The 22,953-nt window shown below is 71.8% G+C and carries 18 protein-coding genes and 1 pseudogene; 10 read left to right on the top strand and 9 right to left on the bottom strand.

Going from position 1 to position 22,953, the window contains the following annotated elements; translation table 11 throughout:
- Nucleotides 1-12: 12 nt before the first annotated feature.
- Genes F6X53_RS23080 through F6X53_RS23045 form a run of 8 tightly spaced genes read right to left on the bottom strand, consistent with a single transcriptional unit; the run spans nt 13 to nt 11,429 of the window.
- Nucleotides 13-1,197 carry an ABC transporter permease gene (locus tag F6X53_RS23080; protein ID WP_151002702.1) on the bottom strand — a complete coding sequence of 395 codons (1,185 nt, stop codon included), beginning with the start codon at nt 1,195-1,197 and terminating at the stop codon, nt 13-15.
- Nucleotides 1,197-2,213, bottom strand: coding sequence for an ABC transporter permease (locus F6X53_RS23075; protein ID WP_151002701.1), 1,017 nt, complete (start codon nt 2,211-2,213; stop codon nt 1,197-1,199). Before F6X53_RS23075 ends, F6X53_RS23080 begins: the two co-directional genes overlap by 1 nt.
- Nucleotides 2,210-4,111: an ABC transporter substrate-binding protein gene (locus F6X53_RS23070; protein ID WP_151002700.1), complete on the bottom strand. Its 1,902-nt coding sequence runs from the start codon at nt 4,109-4,111 to the stop codon at nt 2,210-2,212. The genes F6X53_RS23075 and F6X53_RS23070 overlap by 4 nt, the downstream gene beginning before the upstream one ends.
- Nucleotides 4,108-5,061, bottom strand: a complete 954-nt coding sequence (locus tag F6X53_RS23065; RefSeq protein WP_244965611.1) for a hypothetical protein — start codon at nt 5,059-5,061, stop codon at nt 4,108-4,110. The genes F6X53_RS23070 and F6X53_RS23065 overlap by 4 nt, the downstream gene beginning before the upstream one ends.
- Complete coding sequence (locus F6X53_RS23060; RefSeq protein WP_151002699.1) at nt 5,061-6,911, bottom strand: ABC transporter ATP-binding protein; 1,851 nt, start codon at nt 6,909-6,911, stop codon at nt 5,061-5,063. Before F6X53_RS23060 ends, F6X53_RS23065 begins: the two co-directional genes overlap by 1 nt.
- Nucleotides 6,908-8,875 carry a glycosyltransferase gene (locus F6X53_RS23055; RefSeq protein ID WP_191970951.1) on the bottom strand — a complete coding sequence of 656 codons (1,968 nt, stop codon included), beginning with the start codon at nt 8,873-8,875 and terminating at the stop codon, nt 6,908-6,910. Before F6X53_RS23055 ends, F6X53_RS23060 begins: the two co-directional genes overlap by 4 nt.
- Nucleotides 8,857-10,170: a glycosyltransferase gene (locus F6X53_RS23050; RefSeq protein WP_151002698.1), complete on the bottom strand. Its 1,314-nt coding sequence runs from the start codon at nt 10,168-10,170 to the stop codon at nt 8,857-8,859. Before F6X53_RS23050 ends, F6X53_RS23055 begins: the two co-directional genes overlap by 19 nt.
- A complete protein-coding gene (locus F6X53_RS23045; protein ID WP_238295947.1) occupies nt 10,167-11,429 on the bottom strand; it encodes a glycosyltransferase family protein in 1,263 nt (420 codons plus the stop codon). The genes F6X53_RS23050 and F6X53_RS23045 overlap by 4 nt, the downstream gene beginning before the upstream one ends.
- Before the next feature lie 168 nt (nt 11,430-11,597).
- On the opposite strand from F6X53_RS23045, the gene F6X53_RS23040 reads away from it, so the two are divergent.
- The 3 genes from F6X53_RS23040 to F6X53_RS23030 all read left to right on the top strand — a co-directional run bounded on the left by F6X53_RS23040 (nt 11,598) and on the right by F6X53_RS23030 (nt 16,287).
- Nucleotides 11,598-14,315: an ABC transporter ATP-binding protein/permease gene (locus F6X53_RS23040; protein ID WP_151002697.1), complete on the top strand. Its 2,718-nt coding sequence runs from the start codon at nt 11,598-11,600 to the stop codon at nt 14,313-14,315.
- A 199-nt stretch (nt 14,316-14,514) separates the two neighbouring features.
- Nucleotides 14,515-15,087: a hypothetical protein gene (locus F6X53_RS23035; protein ID WP_151002696.1), complete on the top strand. Its 573-nt coding sequence runs from the start codon at nt 14,515-14,517 to the stop codon at nt 15,085-15,087.
- Nucleotides 15,088-15,237: 150 nt separating this feature from the next.
- Nucleotides 15,238-16,287 carry a zinc ribbon domain-containing protein gene (locus F6X53_RS23030; RefSeq protein ID WP_151002695.1) on the top strand — a complete coding sequence of 350 codons (1,050 nt, stop codon included), beginning with the start codon at nt 15,238-15,240 and terminating at the stop codon, nt 16,285-16,287.
- A gap of 27 nt (nt 16,288-16,314) precedes the next feature.
- On the opposite strand, the gene F6X53_RS23025 is transcribed toward F6X53_RS23030, so the two are convergent.
- Nucleotides 16,315-16,536: a hypothetical protein gene (locus F6X53_RS23025; protein ID WP_151002694.1), complete on the bottom strand. Its 222-nt coding sequence runs from the start codon at nt 16,534-16,536 to the stop codon at nt 16,315-16,317.
- 935 nt (nt 16,537-17,471) lie between these two features.
- On the opposite strand from F6X53_RS23025, the pseudogene F6X53_RS33300 reads away from it, so the two are divergent.
- From F6X53_RS33300 to F6X53_RS22995, 7 genes and pseudogenes are all read left to right on the top strand, one after another.
- Nucleotides 17,472-17,756, top strand: a pseudogene (locus F6X53_RS33300) (alkaline phosphatase PhoX); the annotation flags it as partial.
- A 176-nt stretch (nt 17,757-17,932) separates the two neighbouring features.
- A complete protein-coding gene (locus F6X53_RS32575) occupies nt 17,933-18,103 on the top strand; it encodes a hypothetical protein (RefSeq protein ID WP_191970950.1) in 171 nt (56 codons plus the stop codon).
- A gap of 14 nt (nt 18,104-18,117) precedes the next feature.
- The gene (locus tag F6X53_RS23015) at nt 18,118-18,207 is read left to right on the top strand and encodes a K(+)-transporting ATPase subunit F (RefSeq protein ID WP_151002692.1); all 90 of its coding nucleotides are present in this window, start codon (nt 18,118-18,120) and stop codon (nt 18,205-18,207) included.
- A 22-nt stretch (nt 18,208-18,229) separates the two neighbouring features.
- Nucleotides 18,230-19,945: a potassium-transporting ATPase subunit KdpA gene (gene kdpA, locus F6X53_RS23010; protein ID WP_151002691.1), complete on the top strand. Its 1,716-nt coding sequence runs from the start codon at nt 18,230-18,232 to the stop codon at nt 19,943-19,945.
- A gap of 3 nt (nt 19,946-19,948) precedes the next feature.
- Nucleotides 19,949-20,146 (top strand): hypothetical protein, encoded by a 198-nt coding sequence (locus F6X53_RS23005; protein WP_151002690.1) that lies wholly within the window; start codon nt 19,949-19,951, stop codon nt 20,144-20,146.
- A 78-nt stretch (nt 20,147-20,224) separates the two neighbouring features.
- Nucleotides 20,225-22,315 carry a potassium-transporting ATPase subunit KdpB gene (kdpB, locus tag F6X53_RS23000; RefSeq protein WP_151002689.1) on the top strand — a complete coding sequence of 697 codons (2,091 nt, stop codon included), beginning with the start codon at nt 20,225-20,227 and terminating at the stop codon, nt 22,313-22,315.
- A 20-nt stretch (nt 22,316-22,335) separates the two neighbouring features.
- Nucleotides 22,336-22,941, top strand: a complete 606-nt coding sequence (locus F6X53_RS22995; RefSeq protein WP_151002688.1) for a K(+)-transporting ATPase subunit C — start codon at nt 22,336-22,338, stop codon at nt 22,939-22,941.
- The last annotated feature ends 12 nt before the right edge of the window (nt 22,942-22,953 follow it).

The raw sequence follows: 22,953 nt of genomic DNA, 5'->3' as shown, positions 1-22,953 counted from the left end.
GCGCGGGCCGGATCAGTGATAGGGATCGGCCGCATCCCGGAGGCCGTCGCCGAGGAAGTTGTAGGCCAGCACCGTCACGAGCACCGGCACGGTCGGCAGCAGCAGCCAGGGATAGAGCTGCACGGCCGCAAGGTTCTGCGCCTCGTTCAGGAGCACGCCCCAGCTCGTCACGGGCGGGCGCAGGCCGAGGCCCAGGAAGGACAGGGCCGTCTCGCCGAGGATCATCGTCGGGATCGCCAGGGTCGCCGAGGCGATGAGGTGGCTCATGAAGTTCGGGATCAGGTGGCGCAGGATCACGTGCCGGGGCGAGGCGCCCATCAGCTCGGCGGCGGCGACGAAATCCTCCTCGCGCAGGGCGAGCAGCTTCGAGCGGACCGCCCGCGCGAGACCCGGCCAGTCGAGGAGCCCCAGGATCAGGGTGATGCCGAAGAAGATCGCGAGCGGGCTCCAGTTCGGCGGGAGTGCCGCGGAGAGCGCCAGCCAGAGCGGCAATTCGGGCACCGAGCGCACGATCTCGATCAGCCGCTGCACGGCGGCGTCGGTCAGGCCGCCGAAATAGCCCGCGATGCCCCCGAAGAAGAGCCCGAGCACGAAGGAGATCGCCACGCCCGCGAGCCCGATCACCAGGGAGATGCGGGCGCCGTAGATGATCCGGGAGAGGAGGTCGCGCCCGAGCTTGTCGGTGCCGAGGAGGAACAGGGTGCCGCCCTCGGGCGGGCAGATCAGGTGCAGGTCCCCCGGGATCAGGCCGAAATACCGGTAGGGCTCGCCGCGACAGAGGAAGCGGAGCGGCTCGGGACGGCTCTTGTCGAGGATGTAGCTGCGCTGGAAGCTCTCGATGTCGAAATGGGCCCGGTAGGGATACACGAAGGGGCCGAGGAAGCGCCCCTCGTGGAACAGGTGGAGTCCCTGGGGCGGCGCGTAGAGCGCGTCGCCGTGGCGCTTGTTCTGCTCGTAGGGTGCCAGGAACTCCACCGCCGGGATCGTCGCGTAGAGGAGCGCCAGGACGATCGCGGAGGCGACGGCGAGGCGGTGGCGCAGGAACTTGCGCCCGATCAGCCGCCAGGCGGAGGCCGTGTCGGCGGCCGCGTCGTGACCGTGGGCCGCCCCCGCCGTCGGATCGAATGGGGCGGTGTCCACGAAGTGGCGCGGCCGTGCGTCCTGGACCGGCGTCTCCTGCTTCGGCGTCTCCTGCATCAGCGGGCGCCCATGCGGATGCGCGGGTCGAGCCACGCCAGCATCAGATCCGAGATGAGCAGGCCCACGATCGTCAGCACGGCGACGAACATCAGGATGAAGCCCGCCATGAACTGGTCCTGCGTCTTCAGCGCTTCGAGGAGCAGCGGGCCGACCGTCGGCAGGCTGAGGACAAGGGAGACCAGCACCGAGCCGGAGACGAGATGCGGCAGGAGGTTGCCGATATCGGCGAAGAACGGGTTCAGGGACATCCGGAACGGGTATTTCAGGAGCGCCCGCGTGGGCGGCAGCCCCTTGGCGCGGGCCGTCACCGTGTAGGGCTTGGCGAGCTCGTCGAGGAGGTTCGCGCGCATCCGCCGGATCATCGCGGCCGTTCCCCCGAGGCCGATCACCAGGGTGGGCACCACGAGGTGGCCGAGGAGGGAGTGGACCTTGTCGAGGGTCCAGGGCTGGCCCGCGAAATCGGCGTCGTAGAGCCCGCCGATGGAGAGGCCGAACCAGCGATTGGCGTAGAACAGCAGGATCAGGGCGAGGAGGAAGCCCGGCACCGCGAGGCCGACATAGCCCAGGAGGGTCACGAGGGCGTCGCCGAAGGTGCCGCGATGGGTCGCCGAGTAGAGGGCGATCGGGATCGCCACGACGTGCACGAAGACCAGGGCCGCGAGATTGACCACGAGGGTGAGCCAGAGGGCGTCGCCGACGACCTCCGCCACCGGCCGGTCATACTCGAAGCTCCAGCCCCAATCGCCCTGGAGCAGCCCCGAGAAGCCGGCCGGCCCCGGCATCAGCCCGACCCAGATCAGGTATTGCTCGATGACGGGCCGGTCGAGCCCGTATTGCCGGATCAGGAGTTCCGCCTTGGCGACCGACGCCGCCTCGCCCATGGACCGAAGCTCCGAGATGCGGTTCGTCAGGAAGTCGCCGGGCGGCAGCTTGATCACCAGGAAGACGAGGGCGGAGATCACCAGCAGGCTCGCCGCCATCGTCACGAGGCGCCGGGCGACGAGGCCGATCATCGCGCGGAGGCCGTGCGCTTGGCGGCCCGGTCCCAGAAGAACTCGTCGGGGCGCTGCACGCCGATGAGGGCGGTGGGGTCCCAGCTGTAGAGGGCCCGGCGCGGCACGTTGGCCAGCGCGTTGCCGGCGACGACCGGCTGGAGCGCCCCCGCCACCGTGCCGATCACCCACTGGTTCTCGGCATGGTTCATCAGCATCTCCCGCCAGATCCGGGCCTGCACCTCCGGGTCGCCGGTGGCGGCCCATTGCGCGTTCAGCGCCAGGAGCTGCTGCACCGCCGGCACGTCGCAGGGCTCGCCGCTGGCGCCGCGGCTCTCCACGTTGATGCTCCAGCGCGGCCAGGAATAATGGTCGGGCTGGGCCGGGCTCAGCTCGGTCGGCGGCATGATGGCGGTCGGCACCGCGAGGTCGAGCCCCTGGGCGGCCACCATCACGGTCATCCCGGCGACCGAGCGGCGCCGCAGGTTCGTGCGCTCCTGCGGCTTGACCAGGAGCTTGATGCCGACCTCGCGCCAGAACTCGGTGATCAGCAGCAGCCCGTCGAGGACCATCGAGGCCTCGCCGTCGCTCTCGACAACGATCTCCAAGGGGCGCCCATCCGCCATCAGGCGGGTGCCGGACCCGTCCCGCCGCGCGAGCCCGAGGGCGTCGAGGAGGCGGTTGGCCTCGGCCGGGTCATAACCCGCGTTGAGCGTGCGGAATTCCGGCACGAATAGGGGGCTCTCGGGCACGATCGTGTCGTTGCCCTCGCTGCCGAGGCCGAACAGCAGGGTGTTGTTCAGGGTGTGCCGGTCGATGGCGTGCGAGAGGGCCCGGCGGAAGCGCGGCTCGCGGTTGAGGGCGCGCCAGCCCGGATCGGCGGTGGTGAGGTTCGGGTAGAGGGCGAGTTCCGAGCCGCGGGCGACGGGCCAGAGATGGGTCTTGTAGTCGTGGGCCCGCTCGCCTTCCTTCAGGTTCGGGATATCGGCCATGGACAGGCCGCGGAACATCAGGTCCGCCTCGCCCGCATTCGTCTTGGCGACGAGCAGCCCCTGCGAGGCGACGTCCATGACGATTCGGTCGATATAGGGAAGCTGGCGGCCCTCCGGGTCGACCCGGTGATAATAGGGGTTGCGCTCGAAGACGAAGCGGGCGGCGGGCGCGCGGGTGCGCGGGCGCCACGCCTGCAGGGTCGGCGTGTCGGGGTTCTGCATCTCGAACATGTCGTCGAGCCGGTTGTGGAGCGCGGTCCAGCCCCGCAGGCTCTGGGCCTTCGCCAGCGCCGCCGCGGCCTCGCGGCCGGCATAGCGGGGGTGGACCGCCTTCAGGATATGGGCCGGGCGGAAGATCAGCGGGTCGCGCGGGGCGGCGAGGCTCGGCAGGAAGCGCGGGTTCGGCCGGTCCCAGATGTAGCGGATCGTGCGCGCGTCGGGGATCTCCACCGTCGGGGGCTTTCCGTCGACCAGGAAGAAATCCGGCGGTCCGCCCGGGCTCAATTCCTTGTTGTTGGCGACGTCCTCCCAATAATAGCGGAAATCCTCCGTCGTGAAGGGTTGCCCGTCCGACCAGCGATGCCCCTCGCGCAGGTGGAAGCTGAGGCGGCCGCCCTCACTCTCGACCCGTTCCAGCAGGTCCGGCTGCAGCGCCAGCGTCGCGTCGTAGCCGACGAGGCGGGTATAGGCGCAGACCGAGAGGTAGCGCACGTCCCGGGCGCGCGTGATCAGCATCCTTACCGTGCCACCCGGCATGCCTGGCCGCCGGTCGCGCCCCGCGAGGTCCACCACCAGGGGCGGGCGCGGCAGGCGATCGGCCGTCGGGGCCTCCGACTCCTCCGCGGCGCGTGCCGGGCCGAGGGGCGGGAGCGGCCCGAGGGCGGCGGAGAGTCCGGCGAGAAGCGCCCGGCGGGAGAGGTCCGTCATCGCGGCCCGGCCTCCTCGCGGCGTCCGGCCTCATCCGGGCGCCGCCCGGCTTCATCCAAGTCGAGGGCGACGTAGGTGAGGCGCGCGGGCGAGTAGCCGGTGGCGCGGTGCAGGTCGTCGAAGGCGTGGGTCCGGGCGATGCAGGCCCCGGCCTCGCGCAGCAGCAGGTCGTCCACGGGCTGCTCGAAGGCCCGGCCGTTGCGCAGCCAGCGGATCGGCTCGTGGCCGGAGGCGTCCGGCGCGGCCCCCCGGGCGGCCTCGATCATCGCGATGGTGGGGTGCGCCGGGCCCCCATGGGCATGGATGCGGTGGCCCGCCGCGTCGTCGTCGAACAGCAGGCGGCCGATGCCGCGGGCCCGCGCCTCGACGACGCGGCGCCCCTGCGCCACGTGGTCGTCGAAGAAGCCGACGGTGCTGGCCGGATCGAGGTCGGACAGGTCGGCCTCGGACCAGTCGCGGCTGCTGTAGCGGGCGGCCTTGTCCCGGTATTGCAGGCCCGACAGGTCGGGGTCAAAGCAGCGGATCTCCGCCTCCGGGCAGGCCTGGCGCATCACCCAGGTGGTGAGGCCGCGGAACACGCCGGATTCGATGATGGCCAGCGGCCGCAGCGCCCGCATCATCACGTAGAGCTGCAGGGCGCCGTTGAAGCCGCTGCCGCCCCGCCGCTGGCGCACGGGCGCCGTCGGGATCAGCGCCCAGAAGTCGCGCACGAGATCCGCGACCGCGCCGGGCGCCGCGACCGCGCCGGGCGCCGCGATGCCGGCCGCCGCGAGGTCGTGCTCCAGGCTGAGCGCCGCCCCGTCGATCAGCGTGTCGACCTCGCGCCGCGACAGGGGGCGGTGCGACCAGTCGGGACTGGCCGGAACGAGGTCGTAGCCGAGCCGGTCGAAGAAGGGCGAGAGCACCCGCCGGCGCAGGCGCTCGAGCAAGAGGGGAGGGGGACCCGCCATCACGCCGCTCGCAACGCCTCCGCCTCGCCCATCCGGACCTGATGGCCCGCCTCGATCTCGCGCATCGCGCCGGCCTCCGCGGCGGCGAGGCGGAAGGGCTGGGGCCAGGCCGCCGGATCGGAATGCTCGCCGGAGACGGCCGCGAAGTCGAGGGGGTGGTCTAGGCTCGGATCGGGCACGGCGGCCAGCAGCGCCCGGGTGTAGGGATGCGCGGGGTTGCGGAACAGGGTGGCCTTCGGGGCGGCCTCCACGATCCGCCCCCGGCACATCACCGAGATCGTGTCGGCCATGTAGTCGATCACCGCGAGGTTGTGGGAGACGATCAGGTAGGTGAGCCCGAGCGCCGCCTGGAGATCCTTGAGCAGGTTCAGGATCTGCGCCTGGACCGAGACGTCGAGGGCCGAGACCGGCTCGTCGAGGAGCAGCATGCGCGGCTCGAGGGCCAATGCGCGCGCGATGCCGATGCGCTGGCGCTGCCCGCCCGAGAAGGCATGCGGGTAGCGCGAGAGGCCGCCGGCCTCGAGGCCCACCATCGCCATCAGGTCGCGCGCCCGCTGCTGCCGCTCCCGCTTCGGGACGCCGTGGATCTTCATCGGCTCGGCCACGATCTCGCCGACCGTCATCCGCGGGTCGAGGGAGGAATAGGGATCCTGGAAGACGAACTGCACCGCGCGCCGGTAGGCGAAGAGGTCGGCACCCGCGAGCGCCTGCACGTCGCGCGGCCCCGTGCCGGCATCGAACATCACCCGGCCGGCGCTCGGCGCGATCGCTCGCATCACGATCTTCGACAGGGTGGTCTTGCCCGAGCCGGATTCGCCCACGAGCCCGAGGGTCCGGCCCGCCTCCACCGCGAGGGAGACGTCCGAGACCGCCCGGATCAGGCCGGCCTGGCCGGCGGCCCTGGATGAGCGGAGGGCGAAGACCTTGCTGACGCCCTCGACTGACAGGATCGGGCCGGCCCGCGGCGTAGGGGGCGCCCGCGGCGGGATCGTCACCCGCGCGGGCGTGATCGGCGTCAGGCGCTCGCCGGGCGCCATGTCGAAGCGCGGCACCGCCTTGATCAGGGCCCGCAGGTAGGGGTGGCCGGGGCGGCGCAGCACGTCCTCGCGCGTGCCGGCCTCCACGAGCCGTCCCCGGTAGAGCACGGCGACGTCGTGGGCCATGTTGGCGACGACCCCGAGATCGTGGGTGATGAGCAGGATCGACATCCCGGTCTCGGCCTGGAGCCGGCCGAGCAGCGCCAGGATCTGCGCCTGCGTCGTGACGTCGAGGGCGGTGGTCGGCTCGTCCGCCACCAGGAGCGCGGGCCGCATGATCAGCGCCATGGCGATCATCGCGCGCTGGCGCAGGCCGCCGGACAGCTCGAACGGGTAGGTGTGCAGCGCCCGCTGCGGATCGGGAAAGCCGACGCGCTCCAGGGCGTCGCGGGTCTGCGCATCCGCCTCGGCGCGGCTCGCCCCGGTATGCACGCGCAGGGCCTCGCCGACCTGATCGCCGATCGTGTGCAGCGGCGACAGGCAGGTCATCGGTTCCTGAAAGATCATCGCGATGCGGCCGCCGCGCAGGGCGCGCATCCCCGGACCGTCGGCCGGCAGGGCGGTGATGTCGGTGGGCGCGCCCGACCCGCCCGGTTCCGTGAACAGGATGCGCCCGGCGGTGATCGCGGCCGATCTCGGCAGGATGCGCAGGATCGCCTGCGCGGTCACCGACTTGCCCGAGCCAGATTCGCCCACGAGGGCGAGGGTGCGGCCCGGCGCGACGTCGAGGGAGAGGCCGTCGAGGGCGCGGAAGCTCTGGCGGTCGGTGCGGAAATCGATGGTCAGGTCGCGGATCGACAGGAGCGACGTCATGCGCACGCACCCGCGACCGGCCGCTCGGTCTGCCGCTCGGTCTGCCGCGCGGCCCGCCGCCCTTGCCAGCCGCCCGGCCCGAACAGGTCCCGGGGCCCCAGAGCCCGAATCGCCGGATGGCGCACGAGGCGCGTGAGGAGGTCGCCGAGGAAGGCCCAGATCGCCGCGTCGTGGACCCGGTGATGCGTCAGGAGGCCGATCGGCTCGCCGGGATGCTCCGTGATCCGGCGGGCGAGGCGGGCGCGGAGTTGGTCCGGATCGCGCAGGCTGCGGCTCCCGCGCCAGTCGACAGGATCGAGATGGATGTCCACCCGCGCGCGCTCCGCTGTCGCCGCGCCATCGGCGGCCGAGACGCCAACGTAGCCGAGCCGCGCCAGATCGTCTTCCAGATCCGGCGCGAAGCGGTTCCAGGGCGGCACGAAGACCGGCAGAAGGCTCGGCCCGAACCGATCGCGCGCGAGGCGCAGGGCCTCGGCGGCGTCCGCGACCAGGGCCGCGTGCGGGCGATGGGCCCCGAACTCGGCCGGCTTGACGCCCGGCGGAGCGTGGTTCGCGTGGCTGAGGCCGTGCACACCGAGGCCATGGTCCGGCGAACGGGCGATCCGCTCGGCGAGGGATGCCTCGCTGAGCGCCGGGATCGCCGCGATCAGGATCGGGAGCCCGTGTTGCTCGGAGAGGGCGAGCAGGGTGTCGAGGCCTGGGTTTTGGGCGACGGCGTCGTCGTCGCGCCACCACAGCGGAATCGTGCGGCCACTCTCGGCCGCGGCATCGAGGGCCGCCAACAGGGGATCGCTTGGGGGGCGCGGCCCGAGGTTTCGACGAACGCGCACGGCGTCGGCGGCAAGGGATTCCAGGATGGCGACCGAGCGGGCCGCCCCGTCGAGATCGATCCCGTGATCGCCGGCGGGCGGCGCGGCGCGCTCGGCCGAGACGGCCTCGATGAGGGTCCGTGCACTGAGGTCGGCCTCCGGCAGCACCCGGGCGAGGCCGCGCGCGGCGAGGCATTCGGCCCGGGCGCGCTGCTCGGTCTCGCGGCCGGCCTCGAAGGGGACGAGGACGGCCCGGGTGCCCGTTGCCAGAAGGTCGGTTGCAGTGTTGTAACCCGCCTGGCTGACGGACACAGCGGCTCCGGCGAGGAGCGCCCGGAAGTCCGGCCGGGCCCGCGCGACGGTGCCGGGGGGCAGGCCCTGGCTGAGCGCGGCGAAATCCGCCTCCGGCAGTCGTTGGCCCACCAGGATGCGCCAGCCCCATTCAGGCCTCAGGCGGGCGGCCTCGGCGGCGGCGCGGTAGAGCCCGAGCCCGGCCGCGCTCGATCCGCCCGAGACCACGATGCCCGCCCGCGGCGCGCTCGCGGTCGCCACAATCGCGCCCTCGTCGATATAGCCGGTGTAGTGCAGCCGCGCCCGCAAGGCGGCGTCGACGGGCCAGGAGGCGTCGAGGGGCACGAGGCCGGCATCGCCGTGGACCAGGACGGCGTCGTAGAATTCCGCGATCCGCCCGTGCGTCGCCTGGACCTTGCGCGGTTGATCCGGGGCGACGAGGACGTCGCGGATCGAGGCGACCACGAGGGGGCGCGGACGACGCGCCCGCGCGGCCTCGATCAGAGCCAGGAATTCCGGCGCGAGGCCGCGGCGTCCGAAGGGGAACAGCTCGGTGATCACGAGATCGGGCGCGCATTCCGCCAGGGCGTCGAGCAGCCCGGTCTGCCGTTGCGCCAGGGTCTCGCTGCCGACGGGCTGCCCGTCGGCGCCCAGGAGCGTGCCGAAGGCGGTGCCGCGCACCTGCACGGGCGGAAGCTGAACCGTCTGGACGCCGTCGAGCCGGACGAGGGGGACCGGGAGGCCGCCGGAGACCAAGGTCACCCCGTGGCCGGCTCGGGCGAGGGCTCGGGCGAGGGCCGCCGCGCGCGTGAGGTGCCCGGCCCCGAGAAGATGCGTCACCGCGATCAGGACCCGCAGGCGCATGCGGCCTCCGGCGCCTGAGCGGGGATTCCCGGGGCCTCCCCCGGATCTTGGCCGACAGCCTGGCCGAAGCGGGCCGCCATCAGGGCGATGCCGCGCTCGACCGTGAACTCGCCGGCCAGGCGGCGGTAGGCCGCGTCGGCGAGGCGTCGGCGCGCCTCCGGGTCGCCGGCCAGGCGCGCCATCGCGTCGGCAAGCGCCGGCACGTCGCCCGGCGGGACCAGGAGGCCGTGCGTGCCGTTCCGGATCAGCTCGGGCGTCCCGGCGAAATCCGTGGCCACGATGGGCAGTCCCTGGCTCGCCGCCTCCATCAGCACGTTCGGCAAGCCGTCCCGGTCCCCGGTGGCGGCGGGCTTCGTCGGCAGGACGAACAAATCGGCCTCGCGCATCGCCGCGATCACGTCGGGCTGCGCCCGCGCGCCGAGGAACGTCACGCGCTCGGACAACCCGGCCTCGCGCACCCGCGCCGCGAGGGCCTCGCGCAAGTCTCCGCCCCCGATCAGCGAGGCGCGCCAGTGCAGGCTTCGGGGCAGGCACGCGAGGGCGTCGATGAAATCGTCGAAGCCCTTCTTGGCCACGAGGCGCCCGACCGACAGGATCCTCAGCGGATCGGCCGCCTGCCTGCCGTCGCGCGGCGGGCGTGCGGCGGGGGCTGGAAATCGGCCGAGATCGAGCCCGTGATAGGCGAGGCTCACCCTGCCGGCGCCGCATTCGGTCAGCCGCGCGAGGCCGTCCCGCGTGCAGGTGACCCCCCAGGAGGCGCTGGCCATCTTCTCGGACAGCTCCCAGGCCGGGGTCGTCCAGATGTCCTTGGCGTGGGCGGAGAAACTCCAGCTTCGGCCGGTCAGGAGGGCGGCGTAGCGCGCGACGCTGGCCGGCGTGTGCAGGAAATGCACGTGCAGATGCGCGACCGCGTCGGGCAGTTCCCGGGCGAGGATCAGGGCCTGCCCGAGGCGCCGGCCGCGATTGGGCGTCGGGTCGCGGCGCAGGTCGCGCCAGAACACCGCGAGGAGCCGGGCCAATCCCGGGCGGCGCAGGCTCCAGGCCAGGGCCCTGAGGCCGCGCCAGGGCGCCTCGCGGAGATATTCGGGCAGGTAGGCGACGGGCGCCCGGATCGCATCATGCATCGGGTGACGCAGCGTGTCCGTCGGGCGCCGCAGGGCCCAGATGTCCAGGGGCAGGCCGCGGCGCTCGAGGGCCAGGATCTCCTGCGCGATGAAGGTCTCGGACAGGCGCGGATACCCCTTGACCAGGATGGCGATGCGCGCCGCCCCGCCTGGCCGGGCGGTTCCCGTCATGCGCGGCACCCCAGCCGGCGCAGGGCCGCGACGGGCGCCGCCTCCCCGAGCACCCGCTCGCGGATCACGTCGAGCCCGTCGAGGAGGCCCGGCACCACGACCCGCGAGGGGGGCGCCTGCCGCGGCAGGGCCCGCAGGGCGGCGGCCATCCGCAGGGGATCGCGCCCGTCCTGTTCGAGGAGCACCTGGGCGAGCCCGAGCGCCTCGGCGGCGCGCGCCCGGATCAGCTGCTCGCGGCGCGGCTCCGTGCGGGGGACGAGGAGGCTCGGCAGATCGAAGGAGAGGATCTCGCAGAAGGTGTTGTACCCTCCCATGGCGACGATGCCCGCCGCCTCGCGCATCAGAACCTCGATCTCGCTGTCGAAGGTGATGGCGGACAGTTTGTCCGTGCGCGCGATCCGCGCCTCGAAGGCGCGGCGCGCCCGCGGTTCGAGGAAGGGCCCGAAGGCGATGAGGGCCGGCAGGTCGATGCCCGGATCCGCCTCGTAGGCGGCGATCACCCAATCGATCAGCCCGCCGCCGTCGCCGCCGCCGCCGGGCGTGACGAGCAGGAAGGGCATGGCGGGCGCATCGTGCCGCACCGGAGCGGAGCGCGTCGCCTCGCGGCGCAGATAGCCGGTGTAATGCAGGCGCGCCTCGATCTCGGGGCCGAGGGCGAGGGCCGCCACCGGCTCGTGGATGCGGGCCACGCCGTAGACCCAGATCTCGTCGTAGAAGGCCCGAACCGCCTCGGAGCCGCCCTTGCGCTGCCATTCGGGCACGAGGAGCGCCGCGTCGTCCAGGATGTCGCGCAGCCCGAGGATCAGGCGGCAGCCGCGGGCCGCGAGGGTGCGCAGCGTCGGCAGCATCTCGCCGTGGAATCCGGTCGGTTCCTTGTCGATGATCGCGAGATCCGGGTCGAAGGCCTCGGCCATCCGGCTGATGATCGCGGTGCGCTCCGCCACCGTCCGGTCGAGGGGAACCGCGGGGTCGAGGCTTGCGTAGCCGCCATCCGTGCGCTTGGTGACGCCCGGCACCCGCACGTAGCGGACTCCGGGCCGGAAGGCGAAGCTGTCGACCACCGACGAGCCGGACACGATGAGGACCTGCAGGTCGGAGGCGCCCGCGACCAGCGCATGCGCAATGGCCCGGGAGCGGCGCAGGTGGCCGAGCCCGAAGGTGTCGTGGCTGTAGATGAGGACACGCCGGACCGGGCGCCGGGCGCCCCCTTCCGCGTGCGATGCCTTCGTGACGGACGGTTTTTCCAGAACGGTCATCATCGAGCCCGCGCGACCGGCCGGCACCCTATATGATATGCTCGGGTTGCGCACGTCAGGCTTTGCCATTTTACAGGCGGCGTGCATTTGTCTGTGCGCGGCCGCTCCGACCATTCAGGAGCCCTGCCCACTGAGTTGGCCGGCCGCGTGCCGCCGCATGGAACCATCGCGATGAATGAACTCGAACCGAGGTTGTTCGGGTATATCTGGCGTCATTCGAAGCGCGATCAGTTTCTGATCTGCGGCGTTGTTGTCGCGTCGCTGCCGTTCTATTTCGCTTCGCTCGACTTGCCGCGCCGCATCGTCAACGACGCGATCATGGGCAAGGCTTTCGCCCATGGCGAGAACACCGCGAGCTTCCTCGAATTCACGATCCATCGCCCGGCCTGGCTCGGCGGCGGCGTGCTCCACGCCTTCGACGGGTTCCAGCTCGACCGCCTCACGCTGCTGCTCGGCCTGTCCGGGCTGTTCCTGCTCCTCGTCCTGATCAACGGGGCGTTCAAGTACTGGATCAACCTCGCCAAGGGTGCCCTCGGCGAGCGCATGCTGCGGCGGCTGCGCTTCCAGCTCTTCACCCTGATGCTGCGCTTCAAGCCGGAGGCACTCCGGGAGATCAAGCCCTCCGAGACCGCCACCATCATCAAGGACGAGGTCGAGCCCATCGGCTCCTTCATCGGCGATGCCATCGTGGTGCCGGCCTACCTGGGCGCCCAGGCGACGACGGCCCTGGCCTTCATCCTGATGCAGAACGTGGTGCTGGGCCTCGCGGCGGCCTCCATCGTCGGGCTGCAGGTCATCATCATCCCGCGGCTGCGCCGCGAGCTGCTCAGGCTCAATCGGGAGCGCCAGCTCGCCTCGCGGATGTTCGCCGGGCGCATCGGCGAGGTGCTCGACGGGATCGAGGCCGTGCGCATCAACGATTCCGGGCGCTGGGAACAGGCCGAGATCGGGGCCCGGCTCTACAGCCTCTTCAGCCTGCGGCTGCAGATCTACAAGCGCAAGTTCATGGTCAAGTACCTGAACAACATGCTGGCGCAGATCACCCCGTTCCTGTTCTACGCGGTCGGCGGCGTGTTCGCGCTGCGCGGCGAGCTCGATGTGGGCCAGCTCGTGGCCGTGCTCGCGGCCTATCGCGACCTGCCGCCCCCCCTCAAGGAGCTGATCGACTGGGACCAGCAGCGCCTCGACGTCGAGGTGAAGTACGAGACCGTCGCGGCCCATTTCGCGCCCCAGCGCCTGCGTCAGGCCGAACCCGAGGTGGAGGGCGCGGTGCCGCGCCTCGGCAGCCCCCTCGCGGCGGACGCCCTGAGCCTGCGCAGCCCGCACGGCGGCAATGCCCAGAGCGTCGGCTCGTTCAGCCTTCCGCTGCCGGCCCGGATCGCCGTGCTCTCGCCGGGCAGCGAGGTCCCGCACCTGTTCGCGCGCCTGCTCACGGGCCTGCACACGCCGCAATCCGGCACGGTCCGGATCGGCGGCCACGACCTCGCCACCCTGCCGCGCTCCGTCCTCTCCCGGCGGATCGCCTATGCGGGCGCGGAGCCGACCCTGTTCGGCGGCTCGATCCGGGACAACATCGTGTACGGCCTGCGCCGCCGTCCGGCCGAGAGCCTCCCCGCCTCCGGCGCGGGCGAGCGGGAACTCTTCGAGGCGATGGCGACCGGCACCGCGACCGACAGCCTCTCGGGCGATTGGATCGACCTCGCGATCGCGGGCGTCGCCAACGTGGCGGAACTCGACCGCCGCATCATCGCCCTCCTGTCGGGGCTCGGGATGAAGGAGGACCTCTACCGGTTCGGCCTGTCGGCGCAGAGCAGCATCCAGCCCGGGAGCGAACTCGCCCAGCGCATCATCGCGGCGCGCCACCGGCTTCGGTCCCACCTCGTCGAGAACCGCCTCGGCGACCTCGTGATCCCGTTCGACCGGCGGGTCTACAACGTCCAGGCCTCGGTCGCCGAGAACCTGCTGTTCGGCGTGCCGCGGGTGCCGAGCCTCGTCGGCCGCAGCCTCGCCAGCGAGCCGCATCTCCGGGCCGTCCTCCTGCGCCAGGGGCTCCTCGACGACCTCGTCACCATGGGGATCAACATCGCCGGGAACCTGATCGAGATCTTCCGGGACCTGCCGGTCGGGCATCCGCTGTGGCGGCGCTTCTCCATTATCGCCCCCGACGAGCTGCCCGAGTTCGAGGAAAGGCTCGGCCGGGTGCAGCACCACCGCTCCCTCCGCCATGCCGACACGGAGGCGTTCCTGGCGCTGGCGCTCTACTACGTCGAGCCGCGCTGGCGCCTCGGCCTGCTCGAACCCGTGATCATGGGGCGCGTCGTCAAGGCCCGCGAGGCGGTCGAGGAGGCGCTCAATGCCGGCTCCGCGGGGGCGATCGAGCTCTACGACCCGGAGACGATCAACCGGCGCAGCTCCATCATGGACAATCTCCTCTTCGGGCGGATCAACCTCACCAAGGTGCATGCCGAGGCCCAGGTGAACCGGCATGTCCACGCCGTCATCGAGGAGTTCGGCCTCGAGAGCGACGTGAACCTGCGCGGCCTCGATTTCCGGGTGGGCAACAAGGGCCAGAGCCTCGCGCCCTACCAGCGCATCGTCATCGATCTCGCCCGCTCCCTCGTGCGCCGGCCCGAGATCCTGATCGTCGACGGGGCGATCGAGCGCCTCGAAGGCGCCGGCCTGCACGGGGCGATCGACGTCCTGTTCGACGATCGGGCGGAGATGAGCGTGGTCGCGGTCGTCGACAGCGAGGCGCAGGCGAGCCGGTTCGACACGATCGTCCGCCTTCAGCCGAGCGGCACCGTCGCGATCGAGGACCAGGCGGGGACCGAGCGCGCCGTACTGGACCCGAAGGCCCAGGAGCCCCGCCGCGCCTCCGCGGCGGAGTGAGCGGCGGGACGGCGCGCGGGCGGCCGGATCCTCCCTCGCCCCGCATGCGGGCCGAGATCGGCTCCTTCAGGCCCCGCTCTCCCGCAAGGCCCGGCCGGCGATTCCAAACTGGGATGGCCGCGCAGGGATGCATCGAACCGAGTCTTAATCGCCCCCATGGCTTAAGCGCACCCGCGTCGACTGCTGGGTGGGGAACAACGTGGCGAGAGCTCTGATCATTGCCGGCCCGGCGCTGCTGCTCATGACCGGGTGCTCGCGCATGATGCCGGCTCCGACCGCGCGCTACGCCAGCCTGCCGCCGGCCGAACCGGCCCGGCACTTCGCCGAGCCGGCCCGGAACTTGGTCGAGCCGGTTCGGCACTTGGCTGAGCCGGCCCGGCACCGGGCCGAGCGCGCGCATCCGGCGGGGCGCGCCGGCGGCGTCGATCCGTTCGCCGCGCTCAGCCGCGCCGCGGCCCTGCGGACCCGCTTCGCGACGCGCGGATCCACGAATTTCGCCGAACTCGATCGCCCGACCGGCCCCGGCTCGCCGGCCTACCGGGCCATCGCCGAGGCGGCGCGCGAGCCCGTCGCCACGGGCAGCCTCGGGTCGCGCGGCCGCCGCGCCCGTCCAGGATGCCGAAGTGGCCATGCGGCGGGTGGAGGAAGCCGGCCGCAGTGCGGCGAAGTCGATCTGCCGCGGCTGCTGACGCGCTCCGGTCGCGATCCTTTGGCGGCCGGGCGCCGTCACCGGCCGACCCGGAATGTGACGGCCGGCACCGCCATGCTCTAGCGTCTCGCGCCACGAACCTTCAATGATCGCTGGTCGCACCAAGCGGGCGCCTCGCACGTCTTGCGTGCGGCAGGCCGCAACGGGCTCGCCACGCGCTCACGGGGGGAGCGGGCATCCCGGGACGAAGCTGCGGCGCGGAAGGGGGCCGGAGTGAAAGTCGGATCGAGATCGTCGGAGCGCTGGTTCAACCGCGCCCTCTGGCTCGTCGCCCTTGCCTTCGCGTGGTTCCTGACCGCCCTCGGGGCCCTGGTCGTCGGCGACCTGCCGCAAGTCGAGCAGCACTACACCCTGGAGCAGTTCCTCGACCGCGACCGGGCCGGACCCACCGCCGAGGCCTTGCGGCAGATCCGCCGTGACCGGCAGGAGAACCAGCGCCGCGTCGAGCAGGCCGAGCTCGAACTTGAAGCGGCGCGATCCGCCTCGGCGGCGGCGCGCGAGACCTTCTCGAACTGGCTGAAGACGCGGGACGCGACGCAGCGCGTCGACCAGGATCCGGGCCTCGTGAGCCGAACCGAGCGCCTCGATGCCCTCAAGGAGGCCGAGCGCAGCATCGAGACGCGCCTCGAAGGGCTCGCCCGAGAGAGCCTCGACCTGTCCGAGCGCGGAGCCGCGCAGGAGCGCGTCGAGACCGAGATCCGCGTCGTCGCCGCCGAGAGGCTGCGGGCGGCCGAGACCGGGCAGGAGCTGCGCGTCTTCGGCTACCGGCTCGCCCTGACCCTGCCGCTCCTCGCCCTGGCGGGCTGGCTCCTCCTCAAGCGGCGCCACACCCGCAACTGGCCCTTCATCTGGGGCTTCGGGTTCTTTGCCGCCTTCGCGTTCTTCGTCGAGCTCGTGCCCTACCTGCCGAGCTATGGCGGCTACGTGCAGTACGGCGTCGGCATCATCGTCACGCTGATCGCGGGCCGGGCCGCCATCAACGGGTTCCAGGCCTATCTGGCCCGGCAGAAGGAGGCGGAAGCGCGTCCGAACGAGGAGCGCCGGACCGAGATCGCGACGGACCAGGCCCTGGCGCACCTCGCCAAGAAGGTCTGCCCCGGCTGCGAGCGGTCCCTCAACCTCGCGGATCCGAACACGAATTACTGCCCGCATTGCGGCATCGGCGTCTTCGAGCGGTGCGTGCGCTGCGAGCAGCGCAAGAGCACCTTCGATCGCTTCTGCCACGCCTGCGGGGAACCGGGTGCCGTCGCCCGGCCCGCCTGACGGAGGCCGCCGGGGATCGCCCGTGGCTTACGCGGTCGCGGCTTGGACGAAGGCGAGGCAGCGCTGCCGCGTGGCCGCATCCTCGATCCGCAGATAGGCCTGGACCAGCGCCGTGGCCTCGTGCAGCCCGACCGTCTCGCCGGCCTGCACGCGGAGCGGGATCACGTTCGGTGAGAACAGCGCCACGGTGATGCCGAGCGCATCCGAGATCTGCCGCAGCGTATCGTCCGCCGCAGCCGTCAGGCGCACAGGCTCTTGGTCCCTGCCATCCGCCTCAGCCTCGTGCGGACGGATGTCTCTCGCAAGCTCAGATGTTTTAAAACGGGTCACTGCCTAGCCCCTTGCGGCGTTCTCACCTGCGCGCTCTCGATTCTATAGACCGATTCCGGGTCATCTTGATACGAAAACACTCATCATTGGTCTCGTTGCAATGCGTGTACCATTTCCACTTGTGGCGATTTGATGCTGCAATGTTCGCAATCGTCTTAACACTTATTGAGGATTAGGCGGCCCGGAGCGGATCGCGCGTCCCCATCCCGGGGGCTGTCAGGCCGGGTGAGGGCGGGAGCCTGCCTCATCCTGGGAACGGGCAGGCGCGAACCCAGGCCGGAGAGGGCCATCGCTGAGGGGATCGCCGCGGGCAGGGGATCAGGGCAGGGGATCAGCGGGCCATGCGGTGTCGTGGGTTCGGATACCGCAGGCCCGCCGGCCACTTCGATCAGACAGGCTGGGACGACGCGACGGCCGAAAGGATAGCCGTCTCTCATCGCTCCCGCCATACGACCAAAGTTGCGGCACCGGCCACGGCCGGCACGCCGCAGCACGAGCGGCCCCGCCGGCGAGACAGGACGTGAATGCCAGCGGAGCCATGCCAGGTCCGAAGAGCCCGACCGCGGCACCGTCGCACCGGTTCCACGGCCACGCTAGACCGGATTTTGCAAAACTCAATTGCGCGATGCCGGTCCGGCGGGCGCCGGTCCCGGGCTGGCGGCGGCCGGCCCGGTGGATCGTGTCACACCCCTGACACGCAGGTCCCCGAGCCTCGCCGCATCCTCCCGAACCCTCCGGACCGTTCCGCGCGATGTCGCCCCTCTCCCCGATCTCTTCGATCCGGCCTCGGTCCCCAGGAAGCGCACGGCGCTCGGGCGGGTGAAGCACGAGGGTGCCGCCGGCATCCTCGCCCGGGGCGCACCGACGGGATCTGGGCCCTCGAGACCGAGGGGCCGCGCCGCGGCACCGCCCGGCACTTCTTCCGGGTTCCCGTCGGCGCCGAGATGTGCGGCCCGTGCTTCACGCCGGACGACGAGACCTTCTTCGTGGCCGTGCAGCATCCGGGCGAGTCCGAGGACGATTCCGCGCCCGCGCGCTTCGAGCGGCCCGCGACGCGCTGGCCCGATTTCCAGCCCAACCTGCCGCCGCGTCCGTCGGTCGTCGCGCTCACGCGCCGGGGCGGCGGCAAGATCGGCTGAGCAGGATCGCCTGAGCAGGATCGCCTGAGCCCGGACGCCGGCGTGGAGTCCCGGAGCGCCCCCGCCGGCGGCGTGCCCTTGCGGCTGGCGATCCGGGGCGCGGCAGCCCGGATCCTCATGCGTCCCTGATACGATCGCGGGTCCCTCCGTCTCGAATCCTCACGCGCATCCGGGCGATGATCCCGTCTCGGCCCAGTGGCGGACCCGGCGGCCCCGGCCAGCCGGATGTCCGCGCCAGGGCCGGGATCGGATCTGGACGCACCATGCTCGACATCGTCTTCATCGCCGCCGGCCTCGCCTTCTTCGCGGCCGCGGCCGGCTACGTCGCCCTCTGCGACCGGCTCTGAGGGAGGCTCCCGCCATGACCCTCGACCTCGCGCTCGGCGCCCTCGTGACCCTGGGGCTCCTCGGCTATCTCACCTACGCCCTCGTCCGCCCCGAGCGGTTCTGAGCGGCCCGGACGGACCAATCCCATGACTCTCAACGGCTGGATCCAGATCGCGCTGTTCTGCGCGGTCGTGCTGGCGCTCGTGAAGCCGCTCGGCGGGTACATGACGCGCGTCTTCTCGGGCGATCGCACCATTCTCTCGCCCGTGCTCGGCCCCGTCGAGCGCGGGCTCTACCGCGCCGCCGGCATCGACGCGCGCCACGAGCAGAGCTGGCTCGGCTACGGCCTCGCCATGCTGGGCTTCCACGCGCTCGGCTTCCTCATCCTCTACGCGATCCTGCGCCTGCAGGACTGGCTGCCGCTGAACCCGGCCGGCCAGGCGGCCGTGGCGCCCGATCTCGCCTTCAACACCGCGGCGAGCTTCGTCACGAACACCAACTGGCAGAATTACGGCGGCGAGAGCACGCTCTCCTACCTGGCTCAGATGCTGGGGCTGACGCACCAGAACTTCCTGTCGGCCGCGACCGGCATCGCGCTCGCCCTCGCGCTGATCCGCGGGTTCTCGCGGGCCTCGGCCCGGACGGTGGGCTCGTTCTGGGTCGATCTCACCCGCTGCACCCTCTACGTGCTGCTGCCGCTCTGCATCGTCTACACGCTGTTCCTGGTCGCGCAGGGCGTGCCGCAGACCCTCGGGCCCTATGTTGACGCGACGACGCTGGAGGGCGCGCGGCAGACCATCGCGGTCGGGCCGGTGGCGAGCCAGGTCGCCATCAAGATGCTGGGCACCAACGGGGGCGGGTTCTTCAACGCCAACGCGGCCCACCCGTTCGAGAACCCGACGGCGCTGTCGAACTTCGTCCAGATCGTTTCGATCTTCGCGCTCGGCGCCGCCCTGACCAACGTCTTCGGCCGCATGGTCGGCGACGAGCGCCAGGGCTGGGCGATCCTGGCCGCCATGGGCATCCTGTTCCTGGCCGGCGTCGCCGTCACCTACGGGAGCGAGGCCGCCGGCAGCCCCGTCCTGAACGGCTTCGGCCTCGCGGGCGGCAACCTCGAGGGCAAGGAGGTCCGCTTCGGGATCGTCGCCTCCGCTTTGTTCGCCGTGGTGACGACGGCGGCCTCGTGCGGCGCCGTGAACGCGATGCACGATTCCTTCACGGCGCTCGGCGGCCTGATCCCGATGATCAACATGCAACTCGGCGAGATCATCGTGGGCGGCGTCGGGGCGGGCCTCTACGGGATGCTGGTCTTCGTCATCGTGGCGATCTTCGTGGCCGGCCTGATGGTCGGGCGCACCCCCGAATATCTCGGCAAGAAGATCGAGGCGCGGGAGGTCAAGATGGCCATGCTCGCCATCCTGTGCCTGCCCCTGATGATGCTGGGCTTCACCGCGCTCGCCACAATCCTGGCCGCGGGCCTCGCCGGACCCGCCAATGCGGGCCCGCACGGCTTCTCGGAGATCCTCTACGCCTTCACCTCGGCTGCCGCCAATAACGGCTCGGCCTTCGGCGGGCTCAGCGGCAACACGCTCTTCTACAACACGACCCTCGCCTTCGGGATGCTGGTGGGGCGGTTCTTCGTGATCATCCCGGCGCTCGCGATCGCGGGCTCGCTCGCGGCCAAGCGGACTGTGCCGGCCTCGGCCGGGACCTTGCCGACCCATGGCGGCCTGTTCGTCGGGATGCTGGTGGGCGTCATCCTGATCGTCGGCGGCTTGACTTTCTTCCCCGCGCTGGCGCTCGGGCCCGTGGTCGAGCACCTCGCGGGCGCCGCCGGCCAGACCTTCGCGACGGGGGGCTGAGCCGTGCGCCACGTCCTCCCGCCGCGCCGCATCCCGCGCCTGATCCGCCGCGCCCCGCCATCGCGTCCCGTCGGCGCGAAGGGCGCCGTCGCGCCGGCCCGGCTCTCCGACCTGATCCTGGCGCTCCTCGCCGTCGCTCTCATCGGCGGGCTCGCCCTGATGGCGGCGGCCGCCCTGATGGCCCGGGCCGTCGCGCCCTGAGCCTCACGCTCACGCATCCCGGCCTCGAACCCCGGCCCGGCCTGCCGGGCCTCATCACTCCTGCTCGGACACCCGACCATGTCCCGTCCCGCCTCCTCCCTGTTCAACGCCGCCCTCGTCGGGCCGGCCCTCCTCGCCGCCCTGCGCAAGCTCGATCCGCGCGTCATGATCCGGAATCCGGTCATGTTCGTGGTCGAGGTGGTGGCGCTCCTCACCACGATCCTCTTCCTGCGCGACCTCGCCACGGGCGCGCCGGGCCTGTTCTTCTCGGGCCAGATCATCCTCTGGCTCTGGTTCACGCTGCTCTTTGCCAACGTCGCCGAGGCGCTGGCGGAGGGGCGCGGCAAGGCCCAGGCCGACAGCCTGCGGCGCGCCCGCACCGAGACCATGGCCAAGCGCCTCACGGGATCCGGGCGCGACTACGAGACGGTCCCGGGCACCCTCTTGACGGTCGGCGACGTGGTGCTGGTCGAGGCGGGCGACCTCATCCCCTCCGACGGCGAGGTGATCGCCGGGGTGGCCTCGGTCAACGAGGCGGCCATCACGGGCGAATCCGCCCCCGTGATCCGGGAATCGGGCGGCGACCGCTCGGCGGTGACGGGGGGCACGCAGGTCCTGTCCGACGAGATCCGGGTGCGGATCACGTCGGCGGCGGGCTCGACCTTCGTCGACCGCATGATCGCCCTCGTGGAGGGCGCGGCGCGCCAGAAGACCCCGAACGAGATCGCTCTCAACATCCTGCTCGCAGGCCTCACCATCGTGTTCGTGTTCGCGGTGGCCTCGATCCCGAGCTTCGCGCGCTACGCGGGCGGCGCGATCCCGCTCGTCGTCCTCGTGGCCCTGTTCGTGACCCTGATCCCGACCACGATCGGGGCGCTGCTCTCGGCCATCGGCATCGCCGGCATGGACCGGCTGGTGCGCTTCAACGTGCTGGCCATGTCGGGCCGGGCCGTGGAGGCGGCGGGCGACGTCGACACGCTGCTCCTCGACAAGACCGGCACGATCACGCTCGGCAACCGGCAGGCCACGGCGTTCCGGCCCGTGCGCGGCGTCACCGAGCAGGATCTCGCGGATGCCGCCCAGCTCGCCTCGCTCGCCGACGAGACGCCGGAAGGCCGCTCCATCGTGGTGCTGGCCAAGGACAAGTACGGGCTCCGCGCCCGGGACATGGCCGGGCTCAACGCCACCTTCGTGCCCTTCACGGCGCAGTCGCGGATGTCGGGCGTGGACCTCGACGGTTCCCACATCCGCAAGGGCGCGGTCGACGCGGTCATCGCCTCCGTCTCCGGACAGCCGATGGCGAGCCGCGGCTCCAGCGCGGCGCTCGCCTACCACCCGGCCGCCGAGAGCGAGACCGTGGGCGAGATCCGCTCCATCGCGGAGGAGATCGCCAAGGCCGGCGGCACGCCGCTGGCGGTCGCCCGCGACGGGCGGCTGCTCGGCGTGGTCTGCCTGAAGGACATCGTGAAGGGCGGCATCCGGGAGCGCTTCGCGGAGCTGCGCCGCATGGGCATCCGCACGGTCATGATCACGGGCGACAACCCCATGACGGCGGCCGCCATCGCGGCGGAAGCGGGCGTCGACGATTTCCTCGCCCAGGCCACCCCCGAGGACAAGCTGGCGCTGATCCGGCGCGAGCAGGCGGAGGGCAAGCTCGTCGCCATGTGCGGCGACGGCACCAACGACGCCCCCGCGCTCGCCCAGGCCGATGTCGGCGTCGCCATGAACACCGGCACGGTGGCGGCGCGCGAGGCCGGCAACATGGTCGACCTCGATTCCGATCCGACGAAGCTCATCGAGATCGTGGGCATCGGCAAGCAGCTCCTGATGACGCGCGGGGCGCTCACGACCTTCTCGATCGCCAACGACGTGGCGAAGTACTTCGCCATCATCCCGGCGATGTTCCTCGGGCTCTATCCGCAGCTCCAGGCGCTCAACGTCATGGGCCTCGCCTCGCCCCAGAGCGCGATCCTCTCGGCCATCATCTTCAACGCCCTCGTGATCGTCGCGCTGATCCCGCTGGCGCTGCGCGGGGTGTCCTACCGGGCGGTCGGCGCCGCCGCGCTGCTGCGGCGCAACCTCCTGATCTACGGCCTCGGCGGCATCCTGGTGCCCTTCCTCGGCATCAAGGCCATCGACCTCGCCGTCACCGCCCTGCACCTCGCCTGATCCCCAAGGAGATCACCCCCATGCTGACAGAGCTTCGCCCCGCCCTCGTCCTGCTCGTCGCCCTCACGGCGATCACCGGGCTCGCCTATCCCCTCGCGATGACCGGCATCGCGGGATGGGTCTTCCCGGCGGAGGCCGCCGGCAGCCTGATCGAGCGCGACGGCCGGATCGTCGGCTCCCGCCTGATCGGGCAGAGCTTCACCGGCGCCGGCGATTTCCACGGCCGGCCCTCGGCCACCACGGCGCCGGACCCCTCCGATTCCGCCAAGACCGTGCCGGCGCCCGACAACGCGGCGAATTCCGGCGGCTCCAATCTCGGGCCCACGAGCGCCGCGCTCGCCGAACGCGTCAAGGGGGATCTCGACGCCCTGAGGGCCGAGAATCCCGGGCAGCCGGTGCCCGTCGACCTCGTCACGACGAGCGGCTCCGGCCTCGACCCGGACATCTCGCCCGAGGCCGCCCTGTTCCAGGTCCCGCGCATCGCCAGGGCCCGGAACCTGCCGGAGGACCGGATTCGCGCCCTCGTGAGCGCCCATATCGAGGGCCGGACCCTCGGCCTCCTCGGCGAGCCGCGGGTCAACGTGCTGGCGCTCAACCTCGCGCTTGGCGATCTCGCCCGGAAGTAGCAGCTTCGGCTA

Source organism: Methylobacterium soli (assembly GCF_008806385.1).
GTDB lineage: Bacteria > Pseudomonadota > Alphaproteobacteria > Rhizobiales > Beijerinckiaceae > Methylobacterium > Methylobacterium soli.
This window is presented reverse-complemented; position numbering and strand designations above follow the sequence as displayed.

What these genes read in the sequence shown, in the direction of transcription:
- F6X53_RS23080 (WP_151002702.1), bottom strand. Translation starts at nt 1,197, where the DNA reads ATGCAGGAGACGCCGAAGCAGGAGACGCCGGTCCAGGACGCACGGCCG.
- F6X53_RS23075 (WP_151002701.1), bottom strand. Translation starts at nt 2,213, where the DNA reads ATGATCGGCCTCGTCGCCCGGCGCCTCGTGACGATGGCGGCGAGCCTG.
- F6X53_RS23070 (WP_151002700.1), bottom strand. Translation starts at nt 4,111, where the DNA reads ATGACGGACCTCTCCCGCCGGGCGCTTCTCGCCGGACTCTCCGCCGCC.
- F6X53_RS23065 (WP_244965611.1), bottom strand. Translation starts at nt 5,061, where the DNA reads ATGGCGGGTCCCCCTCCCCTCTTGCTCGAGCGCCTGCGCCGGCGGGTG.
- F6X53_RS23060 (WP_151002699.1), bottom strand. Translation starts at nt 6,911, where the DNA reads ATGACGTCGCTCCTGTCGATCCGCGACCTGACCATCGATTTCCGCACC.
- F6X53_RS23055 (WP_191970951.1), bottom strand. Translation starts at nt 8,875, where the DNA reads ATGCGCCTGCGGGTCCTGATCGCGGTGACGCATCTTCTCGGGGCCGGG.
- F6X53_RS23050 (WP_151002698.1), bottom strand. Translation starts at nt 10,170, where the DNA reads ATGACGGGAACCGCCCGGCCAGGCGGGGCGGCGCGCATCGCCATCCTG.
- F6X53_RS23045 (WP_238295947.1), bottom strand. Translation starts at nt 11,429, where the DNA reads ATGATGACCGTTCTGGAAAAACCGTCCGTCACGAAGGCATCGCACGCG.
- F6X53_RS23040 (WP_151002697.1), top strand. Translation starts at nt 11,598, where the DNA reads ATGAATGAACTCGAACCGAGGTTGTTCGGGTATATCTGGCGTCATTCG.
- F6X53_RS32575 (WP_191970950.1), top strand. Translation starts at nt 17,933, where the DNA reads ATGATCCCGTCTCGGCCCAGTGGCGGACCCGGCGGCCCCGGCCAGCCG.
- F6X53_RS23015 (WP_151002692.1), top strand. Translation starts at nt 18,118, where the DNA reads ATGACCCTCGACCTCGCGCTCGGCGCCCTCGTGACCCTGGGGCTCCTC.
- kdpA (WP_151002691.1), top strand. Translation starts at nt 18,230, where the DNA reads ATGACTCTCAACGGCTGGATCCAGATCGCGCTGTTCTGCGCGGTCGTG.
- kdpB (WP_151002689.1), top strand. Translation starts at nt 20,225, where the DNA reads ATGTCCCGTCCCGCCTCCTCCCTGTTCAACGCCGCCCTCGTCGGGCCG.
- F6X53_RS22995 (WP_151002688.1), top strand. Translation starts at nt 22,336, where the DNA reads ATGCTGACAGAGCTTCGCCCCGCCCTCGTCCTGCTCGTCGCCCTCACG.